The 16,766-nt window shown below is 36.6% G+C and carries 12 protein-coding genes and 1 pseudogene; all 13 read left to right on the top strand.

From position 1 onward, the window contains the following. The first annotated feature begins 54 nt into the window (after positions 1-54). Positions 55-2,544 carry a leucine--tRNA ligase gene (gene leuS / locus IAE52_RS07380; RefSeq protein ID WP_003132571.1) on the top strand — a complete coding sequence of 830 codons (2,490 nt, stop codon included), beginning with the start codon at positions 55-57 and terminating at the stop codon, positions 2,542-2,544. A gap of 264 nt (positions 2,545-2,808) precedes the next feature. Then, positions 2,809-3,564 (top strand): MurR/RpiR family transcriptional regulator, encoded by a 756-nt coding sequence (locus IAE52_RS07375; RefSeq protein ID WP_003132572.1) that lies wholly within the window; start codon positions 2,809-2,811, stop codon positions 3,562-3,564. Positions 3,565-3,977: 413 nt separating this feature from the next. Continuing rightward, the gene (locus tag IAE52_RS07370) at positions 3,978-5,396 is read left to right on the top strand and encodes a PTS sugar transporter subunit IIC (protein ID WP_010905577.1); all 1,419 of its coding nucleotides are present in this window, start codon (positions 3,978-3,980) and stop codon (positions 5,394-5,396) included. A gap of 84 nt (positions 5,397-5,480) precedes the next feature. Continuing rightward, positions 5,481-6,842, top strand: a complete 1,362-nt coding sequence (locus tag IAE52_RS07365) for a glycoside hydrolase family 1 protein (RefSeq protein ID WP_012897484.1) — start codon at positions 5,481-5,483, stop codon at positions 6,840-6,842. 251 nt (positions 6,843-7,093) lie between these two features. Then, positions 7,094-7,897 (top strand): alpha/beta fold hydrolase, encoded by an 804-nt coding sequence (locus IAE52_RS07360; protein WP_109990746.1) that lies wholly within the window; start codon positions 7,094-7,096, stop codon positions 7,895-7,897. A 159-nt stretch (positions 7,898-8,056) separates the two neighbouring features. Beyond that, positions 8,057-8,419, top strand: a complete 363-nt coding sequence (locus tag IAE52_RS07355) for a hypothetical protein (RefSeq protein WP_109990747.1) — start codon at positions 8,057-8,059, stop codon at positions 8,417-8,419. 130 nt (positions 8,420-8,549) lie between these two features. Beyond that, a pseudogene (locus IAE52_RS07350) lies at positions 8,550-9,791 on the top strand (NAD(P)/FAD-dependent oxidoreductase); the annotation flags it as partial. Positions 9,792-9,952: 161 nt separating this feature from the next. Next, positions 9,953-11,956, top strand: coding sequence for an NAD(P)/FAD-dependent oxidoreductase (locus tag IAE52_RS07345; RefSeq protein WP_015426135.1), 2,004 nt, complete (start codon positions 9,953-9,955; stop codon positions 11,954-11,956). A gap of 113 nt (positions 11,957-12,069) precedes the next feature. Next, positions 12,070-12,741 carry an L-serine ammonia-lyase, iron-sulfur-dependent subunit beta gene (gene sdaAB / locus IAE52_RS07340; protein ID WP_012897487.1) on the top strand — a complete coding sequence of 224 codons (672 nt, stop codon included), beginning with the start codon at positions 12,070-12,072 and terminating at the stop codon, positions 12,739-12,741. Positions 12,742-12,760: 19 nt separating this feature from the next. Beyond that, a complete protein-coding gene (gene sdaAA, locus IAE52_RS07335; RefSeq protein ID WP_109990748.1) occupies positions 12,761-13,624 on the top strand; it encodes an L-serine ammonia-lyase, iron-sulfur-dependent, subunit alpha in 864 nt (287 codons plus the stop codon). Between the two features lie 120 nt (positions 13,625-13,744). After that, the gene (locus IAE52_RS07330) at positions 13,745-14,200 is read left to right on the top strand and encodes a CopY/TcrY family copper transport repressor (protein WP_003132584.1); all 456 of its coding nucleotides are present in this window, start codon (positions 13,745-13,747) and stop codon (positions 14,198-14,200) included. Positions 14,201-14,215: 15 nt separating this feature from the next. After that, positions 14,216-14,416, top strand: a complete 201-nt coding sequence (locus IAE52_RS07325) for a heavy-metal-associated domain-containing protein (protein ID WP_021722979.1) — start codon at positions 14,216-14,218, stop codon at positions 14,414-14,416. Between the two features lie 185 nt (positions 14,417-14,601). After that, complete coding sequence (locus IAE52_RS07320) at positions 14,602-16,764, top strand: cation-translocating P-type ATPase (protein ID WP_109990749.1); 2,163 nt, start codon at positions 14,602-14,604, stop codon at positions 16,762-16,764. The last annotated feature ends 2 nt before the right edge of the window (positions 16,765-16,766 follow it).

Genomic DNA, 16,766 nt, shown 5'->3' with positions numbered 1-16,766 from the left:
GCAATATTATGAGAAAGGAACTGAGTTTAATAAAATTGAACTCAAATCTTTAATATGGAATACAATCATCAAGAAATAGAAGCCAAATGGCAAAAATACTGGGCGGATAACAAAACTTTCCGTACAGGAACAGATAAAAATAAACCAAAATTTTATGCTCTAGATATGTTCCCTTATCCATCTGGTGCAGGACTTCACGTTGGACACCCAGAAGGTTATACTGCAACTGATATTTTGAGCCGTTACAAACGCGCTCAAGGGTTCAATGTTCTTCATCCAATGGGCTGGGATGCCTTTGGTTTACCTGCTGAACAATATGCAATGGATACAGGAAATGACCCAGCAGAATTTACAGCTGAAAATATTGCTAACTTTAAACGTCAAATCAATAGCTTAGGTTTTAGTTATGACTGGGAACGTGAAGTTAATACAACTGACCCTAATTTTTATAAATGGACACAGTGGATTTTTACTAAACTTTATGAAAAAGGGTTAGCTTATGAAGCAGAAGTAGCTGTTAACTGGGTTGAAGAACTCGGAACGGCTATTGCTAATGAAGAAGTGCTTCCAGACGGAACTTCTGAACGCGGGGGTTATCCTGTTGTTCGTAAACCAATGCGCCAATGGATGCTTAAAATTACAGCTTATGCGGAACGTTTACTTGAAGACCTTGAAGAAGTCGATTGGCCTGAATCAATCAAAGAAATGCAACGGAATTGGATAGGGAAATCAGTAGGAGCAGATGTGACTTTTGAAGTTGCAGGAACCGACAAATCATTTGAAGTCTTTACGACTCGTCCTGATACCCTTTTTGGGGCAACTTATGCTGTGCTTGCACCTGAACATGATTTAGTTGATGCTATTACGACACCTGAGCAAAAAGAAGCTGTTGCTGAATACCGTCGCAAAGCGAGCTTGAAATCTGATTTAGCCCGTACAGACCTTTCTAAAGAAAAAACTGGAGCATTTACCGGAGCTTACGCGATTAACCCAATTAATGGCCGTAAAATGCCAATTTGGGTTGCAGATTATGTTCTTGCTTCTTATGGACATGGTGCTGTTATGGCAGTTCCTGCTCACGACGAACGTGACTGGGAATTTGCTAAGGTCTATGGACTTGAAATTTTGCCTGTTGTTGAAGGTGGAAATGTAGAAGAAGCTGTTTATACAGAAGATGGCCCTCATATTAATTCAGAATTTTTGAATGGACTTGACAAAGCACAAGCGATTGAAAAAGCCATTGAATTTTTAGAAGAAAAGAAAATTGGGAAAAAGAAAATCACTTACCGCTTGCGTGACTGGCTCTTTAGTCGTCAACGTTATTGGGGTGAACCAATTCCAATTATTCATTGGGAAGATGGCACATCAACAGCGCTCTCAGAAGATGAACTTCCTCTTGTTTTACCAGTAACCTCTGATATCAAACCGTCAGGAACTGGTGAGTCTCCTTTGGCTAACTTGACAGATTGGTTGGAAGTCACACGCGCAGATGGCCTAAAAGGTCGCCGTGAAACTAATACAATGCCACAATGGGCAGGTTCAAGTTGGTACTACCTTCGCTATATTGACCCAAATAATAGCGAAGCTTTGGCAGACCCAGAACTTCTCAAAGAATGGTTGCCAGTTGATATCTATGTGGGAGGGGCTGAACATGCTGTTCTTCACTTACTTTACGCTCGTTTCTGGCATAAAGTGCTTTATGATTTAGGAGTTGTTCCAACTAAAGAACCTTTCCAAAAACTCTTTAACCAAGGAATGATTCTCGGAACCTCTTATCGTGATCATCGTGGGGCCTTGGTTGCAACTGATAAGGTTGAAAAACGTGATGGTGGCTTTTACCATATGGAAACAGGTGAAGCCCTTGAACAAGCTCCAGCTAAAATGTCTAAATCTCTTAAAAATGTTGTTAATCCTGATGATGTTGTTGAACATTATGGAGCTGATACTTTACGTGTTTATGAAATGTTCATGGGTCCACTTGATGCAAGTATTCCATGGTCAGAAGAAGGCCTTGAAGGGGCTCGTAAATTCCTAGACCGAGCTGTTCGAATGATTGAAAATTCAGAGATTAAAGCTGAAAATAATGGAGAATTGGACAAAGTTTACAATGAAACAGTGAAAAATGTTACTGAGCGTTTGGACTTGATGTACTTTAACACTGCAATTTCCCAATTAATGATTTTTGTTAATGCAGTTAATAAAGCAAAAGCTTTACCGTTAGAATACGCTAATGGCTTTGTCCAACTTTTGGCGCCATTTGCACCACATATTGCTGAAGAACTTTGGGTAAAATTAGGTAATGAAGCTGGAATTTCTTATGTTGCTTGGCCAACATTTGACGAAAGCAAATTAATTGAATCAGAAGTTGAAATTGTTGTTCAAATTAATGGTAAATTAAAAGCAAAAATTAAAATTGCTAAAGATTTAGCGCGTGAAGAACTTGAAAAAATTGGTCGTGAATCAGTTGCTGAGGCTCTTGAAGGTAAAAACGTGGTCAAAGTAATTGCTGTTCCAAATAAATTAGTTAATATTGTTGTAAAATAAAGATGACAATCTGAACATTTATCAGTTAAATCTTATAATAATTAGCTGTCAGTAAAAAAATGAGAGCTAAAGAATAAAAAGTAAAATAAGCTGGTTGACAATTTGTCGACTGGCTTATTTTATTTTGGAAGTCACAGAAGAGTTTAGAGTTGACCCTCAAAATTCTGTCAGTAATTTATTTATTAAATAAAAATCGCTACTGATGAGTTCGCTCAGGATAACAAATAAATAATCAACAACATAAGAAAGGTTGGGTCAGTAAAAATGATTGATTTCTTGCCCGAACAAGTTCGAACGCTCAATGAACTAGAAACTGCGACATTTAATTTTATCTTATCTAATTTATCAAGTATTGATAAAATGTCAGTCAGACAGCTTGCACAAGCTGTCCATGTTTCCACAGCAACAGTTATGCGCATGACCAGAAAACTTGGTTTTGAGGGCTGGGTAGAACTAAAATATTATCTTAAAAACCAAAATCAACTGACAGAAATTCCAGTTAATTACTATGAAAATTTATTACAACTCGATCTATTTTTACGAAAAATAACCTCTAAGGAAGCGGGAAGAAAATTAGAAGAAGCTGTCAAATTAATTCGAGAAGCTCGATATATTATTTTTATTGGAGTAGGTTCTTCAGGAGCTTTAGCTGAATATGGTGCCCGCTATTTTACAAATATTGGCTTAGAATCTTATGCCATTTCTGATCCTTATCAAGCCGTTAAGGGCAAAGGTGCACCAGACGTTTTAAGCATTGTCTTATCCGCTTCGGGTGAAACAGATAAGATTATTGAACGAGTTGTCAAACTAAGAGAGGAAGCGCCAGCAAAGATTATTTCAATTACAAATCATCCAGAAACGACCTTATCCAAACTTTCAAATATAAATTTAACTTATGGATTCCAAACGGAATATTCCGCCTATGACCCACTTGAAAATTTGACTTCTCAGCTCCCAGTCATTGCTTTTATTGAAATACTAGCTCATCAGGCAATGGAAAAAGCTGATAAATGTAACTAATCCTGTAACAGGTAACAAAGATAGAAAAGCCCCTTGCAAAAAAAATTGTAAGGGGTATTATTGTATTGTAAGCGGTTTAATTAAAAGAGTATAGTCTTCAAAGTATCTGAACTGTCTTAACAAATTGAGTTCGACCTTCTTGAAATAAGTGAAAATGCGATTCGCCTTGCAACTTTGCCTTTTTATCACTTGCTTTAGCAAGTAGAGAAAACGGACAGCGTAGCTGATGAAATCAGCAAAGATAGTCGCTTAGAGCGAATGGATTGTGTAGCAGCTTGCTGCGTAGATAGATAAAGTACGTTGAGCATTCCAGCTAAGTGTTAAAGCACTTGTTGGGGGGCAAAACGCCAGCACAAAAGACAATTTTCCTCATTTCAGAACCGTCGGGCTCACATCTTAAAGGAGGTTTATTTATGAACGGCTTCATAAATAATAAAGTCTTACCGCCAATTATGAAATTCGTGAATACACGAGCGATGACTGCTTTGAAAAATGGAATGCTTTTTGCCATGCCATTTATCATTGTTGGGTCAATTTTCTTAATTCTGGCGAATATTCCAATTCCACCTGTGGCAAAATGGTTATCAGACAACGGCTGGTCAGCAATTTTTACCCAAGCATTTAACGTATCATTCGGTATTTTAGCGATTTGGGCAGCAGTCGGTATTGGCTATTCTTATGTCAAAGAAGCTGGATTTGGTGATGTTGCTTTACAAGGAGGATTAACTTCTCTCTCTGCATTTTTCATTGTTCAATCTCTAAGTATTGCAAATCCAATCACAGCGGCACTAGCTACTGGGAAAGAAGCCTCAGGCATTGGAAATCTCACAGGAACACAAGCAACGGCTGCTTTTGAAAAGCTTCCTCATGCCATGCAAGTCTTTCTAAATAATCCAGTGACAGGAGTGCTCAATTTAACTTGGAACGGTGGTCAAGGAATGATTGCGGCCATTATTATTGGTATTCTATCAGGCTGGGCTTATTCAGCAATGATGAAAGCAGGCTGGAAGATTACACTTCCTGAACAAGTCCCATCAAATGTTGCTAATCAATTCACTTCAATGATTCCAACAGGAGTAATTGTCGTCGCTGCTACGGTTGTCTATGCTTTATTTGATAAAATTGGTCATACCGATGCAGTAACCTTTATTTATCATTGGTTATCTGTCCCTCTACAAGGTTTAGGCGGCTCATTTGGTGGAATTATTATTATCTCACTCTTAGTTCCATTCTTCTGGTTCTTTGGGGTTCATGGTGGAATTATTATGGGAGCAATTACCTCTGCCTTTCTGATTCCAAATACCTTTGCCAATGCATCCCTTTATCAATCTCACAAATTGAGTTTAGCTAATGGTGCTCATATTGTGACCAATGAATTCTATAATAACTTTATTAATCTTTCGGGGTCAGGAATTACTTTTGGATTAATTATCTTTACGATTTTCTTTGCTCGTTCAGAACAGATGAAGTCAATTGGTAAAGTAGAGTTAGTCCCAGGTTTATTTAATATCAATGAACCTTTCTTATTTGGATTGCCACTTGTTTTAAATCCAGTTCTTGCTCTGCCATTCTTTCTTGTTCCAGTAGTCGTTTCGGCTACGGTTTACGGAGCGATTTATTTTCACATTGTTCCGCCAATGAATGGTGTTGCTGCGCCTTGGACCACTCCACCAATTATTTCTGGCTTTTTAATCGGAGGCTGGCAATATGCAGTGCTGCAAGTTATTGCGCTTTTAGAATCAATTTTGATTTATCTTCCATTTGCTAAAAAATATGACAAAATGTTGTTAGAACAAGAAGCAAATGCTGAAGTTGAAGAAGTTATTGCTTAGTAATTGAATAAGGAGATTAGAAACTCCGGAGAAACTTTTTCTTCGGGATTTCTTTTTATAAAATTAAAGATAAAAGGGGACAAAATGGAAAATAAAATGCCAAAAGATTTTTTCTGGGGGAATTCAACTTCGTCAATGCAAACCGAAGGCGGCTGGAATGAAGGAGGAAAAGGGCCCTCTGTCTATGATGTGAATACCGCTGGACGTTCTGCCAAAGATTGGCAAGTAACAAATGATAATTATCATCATTATTCCCAAGATCTAGATCTTATGAAAGAAATGAATATGAATATGTATCGTTTCCAAATTTCTTGGTCACGAATTGTTCCTGACGGCGATGGTGAATTTAATGAGGAAGGAATTGCCTTTTATAATCGTCTGATTGATGATTTGCTTGCTCGTGGAATTGAGCCTATGATATGTCTCTATCATTTCGATATGCCATTAAATCTGGCTGAAAAGTACAATGGTTTTTTGAGCCGAAAAGTGAAAGAAGCATTTGTAAGATTTGGGCAAGAAATGATGAAAAGATTTGCTGACAAAGTCAAATATTGGATTGTTTTTAATGAGCATAATCTTTATTTTGCTGACGGTTTTGAGCATTATTCGGGAGTTTTGAAAAAAGAGCTGACACTCTCTGATATGTATACTGTTTTTCATCACACCATGCTTGCTCATTGTGAATTGACCCAATTTTTGCATGAAAATTTTGAAGCAAAAATAGGAGGAATGTTGGCGACTACGGAAATATATCCCGCAACTTTTTCACCAAAAGATAATCTATATCTTAGAAAATTTGATGAATTTTATAATCGAAATCTCTGTGATGTTTATGCTTTTGGTCATTATTCGCATGAGGTTATGACCTATGTTAAAAATCAGAACATCCAAATGGATTTTCAAAAAGGAGATGAAGAAATTTTAAAAAATGGAATTTCTGACTTTATTTCTTTTTCTTATTATCGCTCAATTTTACTTGATGCAAGTCAGCTGACAGAAAATGATGCACCAAATTCTTATTTGACTAAAGGAATGAAATTAAATCCGTTGCTTGAACATAATCAATGGGATTGGTCCATTGACCCAGAAGGCTTTAGAAGAATTCTAAGTAGATTATATAATGAATTTGGATTGCCTGTTTTTCCTATTGAAAATGGCATTGGTCAGTCAGAAATCTGGGATGGGAAAACAAAAATTGCTGATGACTTGAGAATTTCTTATCATCAGAAACATCTTGAAGCCATGAAAAAGGCAATATTTACTGACGGGGTAGAAGTTATGGGTTATCTTGGTTGGGGATTGATTGATATTCCTGCTTCATCTGGTGCTATTGATAAACGTTACGGTGCTGTTTATGTGGATCCAAAAAGTCATAAACGTATTCCAAAAAAATCATTTCATTGGTTTAAAAATGTTTTTGCTTCAAATGGTGATCATTTGGATTAGAATAATCAGTGATAAAAATGAAATAATGATAGAAAACTTATGATTTACTCATATCTCTTAATTAAACTGATAGCTAGGCTGTCAGTTTTTAAATTCATCATTAAAAAATTTTACTGACAGAATTTTTTTACTTATTGTCAGTATTTTTATCTGGCTGAAGAATAATCAGTTACTAGAAATCATAATTGGTCAGTGCTGACAGAATTTTTGTTACAATGAAAACATTGGAAAATGCTTGAGAGGAAACAAAAATGTCTTTTTTTACAACAAATGATTTAGTAAAAATAAATTTTCATGATTATGGCAATCAGTTAAATCAACCTCTGATTCTAATTGGTGGCTATTCGTCCAGTGAAGTTACATGGTTTGCCCAAATAGAAACATTTGTAAATGCTGGTTATAGGGTGATTACTTATGATCATCGCTCACATGGAGATTCACAACAAGTTGATTATGGCTTGACTTTACACCGTTTGGCAATGGACCTAAAAGAATTAATTGACTATTTACAATTAAAAAATGTTGTCTTAATTGGCCATTCGATGGGTGCGGCAACAATTATGGCTTATGAAGAATTATTTACTGACGAAAATGTATCAGCAATAATTACAGAAGATCAGGCCCCAACTTTCTTCAAATCGGCAGATTGGCTCAATGGTCAATATGGGAAAACACTGACAGAGCTGTCAGTATTTATTGATGATTTTCCAAAAACTCGGTTGACACAAAAAAAGTTGTCAGATAGTGTAAAACGAACACTGGGACATGGAATGAAACCTTTTGATTTCAAACGCTATCGTCCTTTACTGCAAAATGTTATTTTGCAAGATTGGCGTCCTGAGCTTGGGCAAGAAAAAAAACCACATTTATTTTTTGCCGGCGAGAAATCTCCGATTTTTCCAGCAATTCATGCTCAAGCAGCGCGTGAATTACAAAACAGTCCAAATTCAGAAGTTCAAATTTTTGAAGGATGTGGGCATATCTTACATTTGGAAGAAATTGAGAAATTCAACCAAGCAGTCATTGTTTTTCTCAACAAAATAAAAAAAGACTGATGTGGTCAGTCTTTTTTGCTGACCGTCAGTAAAATTTAAACTAGTAAGAAAGGCAGTATTATAGGCTTAAAAGTATTAAATAAATTTTATTTTCATATCATTTTTTTCTCATAATAAAACTTGATAAAATAGAATTAAGAAATGGAAAGGAGCTAAACCATGAAAAATAATAACATGGAACTTGCCCAAGATTCAAAAACTGATGATCAGCAAAAACCAAAGCATTTTAAAATTGAAACAACCGTAATGAAATTAGTAGTAGATAGCTATCTCCATGGCGCTCAAACCTGTGAAGTTAAAAAAGGAAAAATTTTAGGCGTCAGTATTCATCAAGGAGCATGTGATAGTATTCACCTTTTTATTAACGACGACCATAAAGTTACAGTAGAAGTTAGTCAAGGCATTAGCCGAATTTCACTGATGCAAAAGAAAAATATTGAAGATATTGATTATATACTTCCTTTCATGAAATGTTTAGGTGTATCTGAGGGTCAAGTCTTAAAAAATTATTCAATTATTTAAAAAAGCCGTATACTGCGGTTTTTTATTTTAAAAATTACAGAAAGTAAATTTATAAACAGAAAAATGTATATTTATTTCGATAAGAGGTATAATATTTTTTGGAATTATTATTAGTAGGAGGCCAAGAGAAATGGCTAAGAAAAAAATCGTTATTGTAGGTGCTGGATTTGCTGGAGTTTCAGCCACACGCTTACTTGCAAAAAATTTGAAAAATGATGCAGAAATTACAGTTATAGATAAACATGATTTTCAAACTTCAATGACCCAACTTCATGAAGTTGCAGCGAGTCGTGTTGAGGCAGATGCTGTTCAATATCATTTGAATCGAACAATTGGAAAATTTAATAACGTTAAAGTGGTAAAAGAGTCACTTGTTGAACTTGATAAAGCTAACAAAAAAGTGATTACAGATAAAAATAGCTATGACTATGATTATTTAGTCGTTTCAATGGGTGGAGAACCCAATGATTTTGGTGTACCAGGTGTTAACGAATATGGCTTCACACTTTGGTCACTTGAAGATGCTTTGAAAATAAAAGCACATTTGAAAGAAATGGTTCAAGCAGCAGCTAAAGAAGCTGATTCAGAAAAACGCAAAAAATTGTTAACCTTTAGCGTGGCTGGTTCAGGATTCACTGGAATTGAAATGGCCGGAGAATTGATTGATTGGCGTAAAAAAGCATCTAAAAAATACGGCATTCCAGAATCTGAATTTACAATCAATATTGTTGAAATGATGCCAACAATTATGAATATTTTAGACCGTAGTTTAGCAGATAAAGCACTCGTTTACCTTCAAAATAAAAACATCAATGTCCTTGTAAATCATGGAATTACAGCTGTAGCACAAGATCATATCACTGTTAATGTTGGTGGGCGTGACGAGGAAAAAGTTGTTAAAGAAATTCCAGGAAATACCTTAATTTGGACAACAGGGGTACAAGGAAATACAGAAGCAGAAGCTTGTCAACTTTCCGAAACAGAACGTGGTCATCGTCTTCAAGCAAATGAATACATGGAAGCGATTGGCGAAGAAAATCATGGCATCTATGTTGCAGGAGATGTATCAGGTTATATTGTTCCCGAAAATGGTCGACCAACTCCTCAAATTGTAGAAGCAGCAGAACAAACAGGAAGCACGGCCGCTAAAAATATCATTGCAGATATCAAAGGTGGCGAAAAAACCAAATTTGTTGGAAATTATCGTGGAACACTGGTTTCTATTGGTTCAGGCTATGCGGTTGGGACAGTTGGAAAAACAAAATTAAGTGGTTTTTCAGCAACATTCATGAAACACATGGTTTATCTTGTTTATACCTTTGAAATTCGTTCTGGTCATTATTTCTTCAAATATATCAATGACCAACTTTTCCACAAAGGGGCAATTTAAGTTAAAATAAAATATAAATATAAAACTTTTCCATGAAAAAATTTGGAAAAGTTTTTCTTGTGTAACAGTTTACAAATTGCTCTAAAAAGGATATAATAGTGCCTGACGTTATTATTATATTACTAGTAGGAGAACCATTCTAAATGACTAAGAAACAAATCGTAGTCATCGGTGGTGGTGTTGCAGGAGTACATGCGACGCGTGAGCTTTCTAAAAAGCTCAAAGCAGATGCTGACATCACACTGATTGACAAACATAGTTACCACACAACCATGACTCAACTTCACGAAGTTGCAGCAGGACGTGTTCCATTCACAACTGTACAATATGATTTCCAAAAGCTTTTAGGAAAACGTAAAAACGTTAGTCTTGTCACTGACTCTGTCGTCAGTCTTGACAAAGAAAACAAACAAGTAATCACAAAACATGGTCGTTATAGCTATGATTATGTCATTGTTGCCCTTGGTGGCGAACCAAATGACTTTGGAGTTCCTGGTGTTAAAGAACACGGGTTTACACTTTGGTCACTTGAAGATGCAATGCGAATCAAACGTCATTTGGAAAAAATCGTCCAATATGCATCAACAGAAGTTGATGATGAAAAACGCCGTGCTCTTTTAACAATTTCAGTTGCCGGATCAGGATTTACTGGGATTGAAATGGCAGGTGAATTGATTGATTGGCGTAAAAAAGTTTCAACAGATTGGAAAATACCTGAAGAAGAAATCACAATCAACGTTGTTGAAATGATGCCAACAATCCTTAATACTTTAGACCGTAAACAAGCAGATAAAGCTCATGCATATCTTGAAAAGAAAAATGTTCACGTTTTAACAAATCACGGTATTGTTGAAGTAGCAAAAGATCATATCAAAGTGAATGTTGGTGGGCGTGACGAAGAAAAAGTTGCCAAAGAACTTCCAACTCACACATTAATCTGGACAACTGGTGTTCAAGGAAATACAGCTGCAAAAACAGACCTTAATGAAACAGAACGTGGACATCGTCTTCAAGCAAATGAATACATGGAAGCTGTTGGTTTTGAAGGAAAAGGGATTTACGTTGCTGGTGACGTTTCAGGATATATTGAACCAGATACTGGTCGTCCAACACCACAAATCGTTGAAGCTGCGGAACAAACAGCACACACAGCAGCGGCAAATATTCTTGCAGACATCAATGGTGGAAGCAAACATAAACATGAAAGTAAATACCAAGGAACAATGGTTTCAATTGGTTCAACTTGGGGAGTTGCCAAAATCGGTAGCATGCGTCTAACTGGTTTCTGGGCAATGTTGATGAAGAATATTGTTTACTTTATCTATACTTTACAAATTCGTTCAGCACATTATTTCTGGCGTTATGCCTTGGATGAAGTCTTCCGCGTAAAAGATAATCGTAACTTTATGCGTGGTCATACTTCACGTCAAGGAAATGTACTTTGGGCTGTTCCACTTCGTATTTTCTATGGTGTGGTTTGGTTTACCGAAGCAATTAAGAAAATTGTCGGTGATGGTCAATACTTCAACCCAACGACTTGGTTTGGTAAAGGTTCTTGGTTTACAAATGACCTTAAATTCCCATTCTCATGGTTGCAAGAAGCACCAAAAGCAGCTGACGCAGCCGCAGGCGCTTCAACAGCTGCTTCATCAAGTTCTAGTGTAGCCGATGCAGCCGCAGGTGCTACAGGCGCAGCAACAACGGCCGCTTCAAGTGGTGGTGGCGAAGCTGCTCATAAAGCAACTGAATGGGGTCTCTCATACGCTTACGGTTCTGACCCAATGACTGTTTTTGACAAAGTGCCACATTGGATGGAACCTATCTTTAAGTTTATGATTCCAAACCGTGAAGTCGCATTGTTCATGCAAAAATTCATGTCAATTGTTGAAATCTTCCTTGCACTTGCCCTTATTTTTGGATTGTTCACTTGGATTGCAGCAGCAGCAACAGCCGCATTGACTGTTATGTTCTCACTTTCAGGAATGTTCTACTGGGTTAACATTTGGTTTATTCCAGTGGCAATTGCACTTATGAATGGTTCAGGTCGTTCATTTGGTTTAGATAAATGGGTTCAACCTTGGATTCAAAGATGGCTAACCAAAATATGGTATGGTCAATCGCGTTCAATTTACAAAGGACGTCAATAGAAAATAGCTCTGCGGAGCTATTTTTTTTTGCCTGAAAAAGCTTGAAAATTATGTTATGATATTTGAAGATAAAAGATAGTTTAAAAACTATCTTTGTAAGAACTGAGGTTTAAATGGATAATTTAAGATATAAAAGTGTCTTTGACATCATTGGTCCAGTGATGATTGGACCTTCAAGCTCGCACACAGCTGGTGCTGCTCGAATTGGTAAAATTGTACGTTCTATTTTCGGTGAACTTCCAGAAAAATTGGAGATTCATCTTTATGAATCTTTTGCTAAAACCTATCGGGGTCATGGAACAGATGTTGCTCTTGTTGCAGGTGTTTTAGGAATGGATACAGATGATGAACGTCTGCCAATGGCGCCTCAGCTTGCTTTTGAACAAGGAATGGAAATTTCTTATGTTCCACATCCAGAAGAAAAAGCAGAACATCCCAATACCGCACGTTTAATCGCCAAAAAAGGGGATCGAACAATGACCGTGACTGGAATTTCAATCGGTGGTGGAATGATTCAAGTGACAGAATTGAATGGATTTGATATCGCAATTTCGGCTGGTGTTCCGACATTTGTGGTCATTCATGAAGACGTTCCAGGTATGATTGCTAGAGTTTCTAGTGTCCTTTCAGAACATCAAATTAATATCGCACAAATGAATGTAACCAGAGAAGCTAAGGGTGAAAAAGCGATTATGATTTTAGAAGTTGATACACCAAATGTTAAGGAAGTAATTGAGGAAATGAAACTTATTCCTCGTTTGCACGCCGTTAATTTCTTTAATTAAAAGCAGTATAGGAATAAATATGTTTAAAAATATAGAAGAATTAATCGAGGATTCTAAAAATTATTCCTCGGTCACAGAATTAATGATTGCCATTGAAATGGAACAAACTGGACGAAATCGTGAACAAATTTGGGAAATGATGGAACATAACCTAGAAACGATGCTTGATTCTATTAAAAAGGGGCTTGCTGGTAAAAAATCACTTACAGGTCTTACTGGTGGCGACGCAAAATTGATGGATGATTATATTAAATCAGGCAAAGCACTTTCGGGTGAGCTTATCTTGGGAGCAGCTCGTGATGCGGTTGCCGTCAATGAAGTGAATGCACAAATGGGGCTCATTTGTGCGACACCAACTGCCGGATCAGCCGGCTGTTTGCCAGGTGTTTTAACTTCGGCTATTAAAACTTTAGACTTGAGTCATGAACAGCAAGTGGAATTTTTATTTGTAGCAGGAGCCTTTGGACTTGCTATTGCAAATAATGCAACGATTTCTGGAGCTGAGGGTGGCTGTCAAGCTGAGGTCGGTTCTGCTTCGGCAATGGCATCAGCTGCACTCGTTTTAGCTGCTGGTGGTTCTGCAGAACAAGCAGGTTATGCGATTGCTATTGTCTTGCAAAACATGTTGGGCTTAATTTGTGACCCTGTTGCTGGTTTGGTTGAAATCCCTTGTGTTCACCGTAATGCAATGGGGGCGTCACAAGCAATGATTTCAGCTGATATGGCTTTGGCTGGGGTTAAAACAGTGATTCCAGTTGACGAGGTGGTCAATACCATGTATAATGTGGGACGTTCTCTACCAGCTGCTTTTAGAGAAACAGCTGAGGGTGGTTTGGCCCAAACACCCACTGGACGTAAAATTATGGAAGAATTATTTGGTTAAGATTAAACTTAAGAATTCGAATGATAAAATTCGAATTTTATTTTTTAGGTTGAATACTTGACTTTTAGTGTTTACACGTGTAAACTTATCTTATGAAAATGAATAAGGAAAGGAGAAAAAATGAACGAAGTAGAATTTAATGTATCAAACGCCGAATTAATCGTTATGCGTGTAATTTGGTCTCTGGGAGAAGCGCGAGTTGATGAAATTTATGCGCAAATCCCCCAAGAATTAGAATGGTCATTGGCCACTGTTAAGACTTTACTTGGTCGACTGGTAAAAAAAGAAATGCTTTCTACCGAAAAAGAAGGAAGAAAATTTGTTTATCGTCCATTGATGGAAGAATGTACGGCTATTAATTTAATGGCCGATGGTCTAATCCAAAAAGTTTGTGAAACGAAACATGTCAATGTTTTGCAAGAGATGATTGAAAAATCGACTTTGACGGCAAAGGATATTGAACTTTTGCAAGAATCACTTAATGCCAAAGAAGTGGTAGGACAAAAACATTGTAATTGCTTAGAAACAAGTGGACTTTGTGCTTGCAAACATGAACATGAGCAGATTTCTGCTTAAAAAGGAGAATATAAAATGAAAGAAACTTTAAAAATTGAGGGAATGACTTGTGACCACTGTGTAATGCATGTGACAAATGCTTTGGAAGCTATTGAGGGTGTTGAAAAAGCGAAAGTCTCTTTGAAAAAAAATGAAGCACTAGTTAAATTTTCTGCCCCAGCAGATATGGATAAAATGGCTGTTGCCGTTGCAGAGGCTGGTTATAAAGTAATTTAAAAAACACTTCGTTTGTGAATTGAATTTAAATTTGCTAGAATGAAATTGGTAAAGCAAACCCCAAATATTGTTTTACTAAATAATAACAGGTCATCTTCATTCCCCAAATGGAGATGATTTTTTCTTGACTTTTTTCGTTTACAGTTGTAAACTATATTTAGAGATAAAATATAGAAGAGGTAAAAATGCGGAGTCAATCATTTGTAATTACAGGAATGACCTGTGCAAATTGTGTAAATACAGTTTCAAAAACATTGAATCAGTCAGATAAAATTATGGAAGCAACGGTAAATTTGGCGACTGAGAAAGCCAAAATTGTTGCTGACGATAATATTTCTGACCAAGAAATTATTAACTTAGTGGAAAAAGCGGGTTATGGAGCCATTGTTAATGACAAAGCTCATCAGGAAAAAATTGCACGTCAAGCTGCAAAAAAAGCAAGAAATTTGGCTTTGTCTTTTTGGATTGCTTTAATTTTGACTTTACCTTTAGTAGTTGCAATGTTTGCTGATATCTTCGGAGTACATGCAAATTGGGTCATGTTTTTACATGAACCAATCGTACAATTGATTTTGGCAACTCCAGTACAATTCGTTATTGGTTGGCGCTTTTATGTTGGCGCTTATCATGCTTTGCGAAATAAATCGGCAAATATGGATGTTTTAGTGGCTTTAGGAACTTCGGTTGCTTACTTTTCGAGTTTGATTTTGGCTGTTTTTATGAGCCAAGCGAATGCTTTGAATTTTGAATCATCGATGGTAATTATCACTTTGGTGGTCATGGGTAAACTTTTAGAACATAATGCAAAAGAGAAAACAACGCAAGCAATTACTGGATTAATGTCTAGTCGATCAAATTTTGTTCATACGGAATCGACTGATTTAGCGATTGAAGAAGTTCAAATGGGACAAGTGATTCGCATTTTGCCAGGGGAGAAAGTGCCTTTGGATGCGATGATTCTTTCTGGCAAAGCATCCTTTGATGAATCTATTTTGACAGGTGAAGCCTTACCTGTTGTAAAAATGGATGATGAAGTCATTTTTGAAGGAACAATTAATTTAGATGGTGAAGTTAAAGCGGTTGTTGTTCATGATTTAAATGATTCAACAATTTCAAGAATGGTTGAAATGATGAGTGAAGCACAAGGCTCAAAACCAAACATTCAAAAATTAGCTGACAAGATTTCAGGGATTTTTGTGCCAGTTGTGTTAGTTATTGCTCTGATAACTTTCATTGCGACTTGGGCTGTCAGTGGAATTTTACTGACAGCAATCATGCATTCAGTAGCAGTTTTGGTCATTGCTTGTCCTTGTGCGCTTGGTTTAGCTACACCAACTGCCATTATTTCTGGAACTGGTTTGGCTGCTAAAAATGGTTTGTTGATTAAGAATGCCAATGCTTTGGAGCTTGCCGGATTAGTTAAAACAGTATTTTTTGATAAAACTGGGACAATTACAACAGGTGAATTTGAACTGACAGATTTTAAATTACTGACAGAAAGTGAAAAAGTTACTGACAGCTTTAATTCTATTGAAGAAAAACTAGCAAGTGATGAGTTTAAATTATTGGCTAGTCTAGAAGCTCACTCTAATCACCCTTTGGCTAAATCTCTTAAATTTCAAGGTGATTTATATGAACTGACAGATTTATCAGAACTTGCGGGTCGTGGACTTTCTGCTAAAATTAATGGTCAGGAATATTTTGCGGGCAATGATAAATTAATGACAGACTTAAACCTGTCAGTCCCAGAAACAGATGATACGGTCATTTATTTGGCAAATAAAGAAAAATTATTAGCGATGGCTGTTTTTAGTTCAAGTCTCAAAGATGATGCGCTTAAGACAATTCAGACCTTGCAAAAACGTGGTCTAAAGACTGTTATGTTGACAGGAGATAATCAAAATTCGGCAGCAAAAATTCAAAAACTTGTTCATTTAGATGAAGTTAAAAGTGGTTTAAGACCTGAAGAAAAAGCAGAAATTGTGCAAAATAGCTCAAATTCAATGATGGTTGGTGATGGAATCAATGATGCTATTGCTTTAGCGTCAGCGACCGTCGGGCTGGCAATGGCAACTGGGTCAGATATAGCTATGGAAGCTGGTGATGTGACTGTTACTAGCGGTCAGCTTCATAAAATTTCCACTTTCTTTGAAGTAGCTAAAAAAACAATTTCCAAAATTAAGCAAAATTATTTTTGGGCTTTCGTTTATAATGTCATTGGCATTCCGCTTGCAGCTTTTGGATTACTCAATCCAATGCTCGCTGCAGCAGCAATGAGTTTATCATCAGTTTCTGTTATTTTGAATTCCTTACTTTTGACAAAAACAAAAATAAAAAACGTTGAATAATC

The organism is Lactococcus sp. S47 (assembly GCF_016517475.1).
In the GTDB taxonomy this organism is placed as follows: Bacteria; Bacillota; Bacilli; order Lactobacillales; family Streptococcaceae; genus Lactococcus; species Lactococcus lactis.
Note: the sequence above shows the minus strand (reverse complement) of the source record. Positions and strands in the feature narration are given on the sequence as shown.

Coding starts and splice junctions, on each gene's coding strand:
- leuS (WP_003132571.1), top strand. CDS start 55: ATGGAATACAATCATCAAGAAATAGAAGCCAAATGGCAAAAATACTGG.
- IAE52_RS07375 (WP_003132572.1), top strand. CDS start 2,809: ATGATTGATTTCTTGCCCGAACAAGTTCGAACGCTCAATGAACTAGAA.
- IAE52_RS07370 (WP_010905577.1), top strand. CDS start 3,978: ATGAACGGCTTCATAAATAATAAAGTCTTACCGCCAATTATGAAATTC.
- IAE52_RS07365 (WP_012897484.1), top strand. CDS start 5,481: ATGGAAAATAAAATGCCAAAAGATTTTTTCTGGGGGAATTCAACTTCG.
- IAE52_RS07360 (WP_109990746.1), top strand. CDS start 7,094: ATGTCTTTTTTTACAACAAATGATTTAGTAAAAATAAATTTTCATGAT.
- IAE52_RS07355 (WP_109990747.1), top strand. CDS start 8,057: ATGAAAAATAATAACATGGAACTTGCCCAAGATTCAAAAACTGATGAT.
- IAE52_RS07345 (WP_015426135.1), top strand. CDS start 9,953: ATGACTAAGAAACAAATCGTAGTCATCGGTGGTGGTGTTGCAGGAGTA.
- sdaAB (WP_012897487.1), top strand. CDS start 12,070: ATGGATAATTTAAGATATAAAAGTGTCTTTGACATCATTGGTCCAGTG.
- sdaAA (WP_109990748.1), top strand. CDS start 12,761: ATGTTTAAAAATATAGAAGAATTAATCGAGGATTCTAAAAATTATTCC.
- IAE52_RS07330 (WP_003132584.1), top strand. CDS start 13,745: ATGAACGAAGTAGAATTTAATGTATCAAACGCCGAATTAATCGTTATG.
- IAE52_RS07325 (WP_021722979.1), top strand. CDS start 14,216: ATGAAAGAAACTTTAAAAATTGAGGGAATGACTTGTGACCACTGTGTA.
- IAE52_RS07320 (WP_109990749.1), top strand. CDS start 14,602: ATGCGGAGTCAATCATTTGTAATTACAGGAATGACCTGTGCAAATTGT.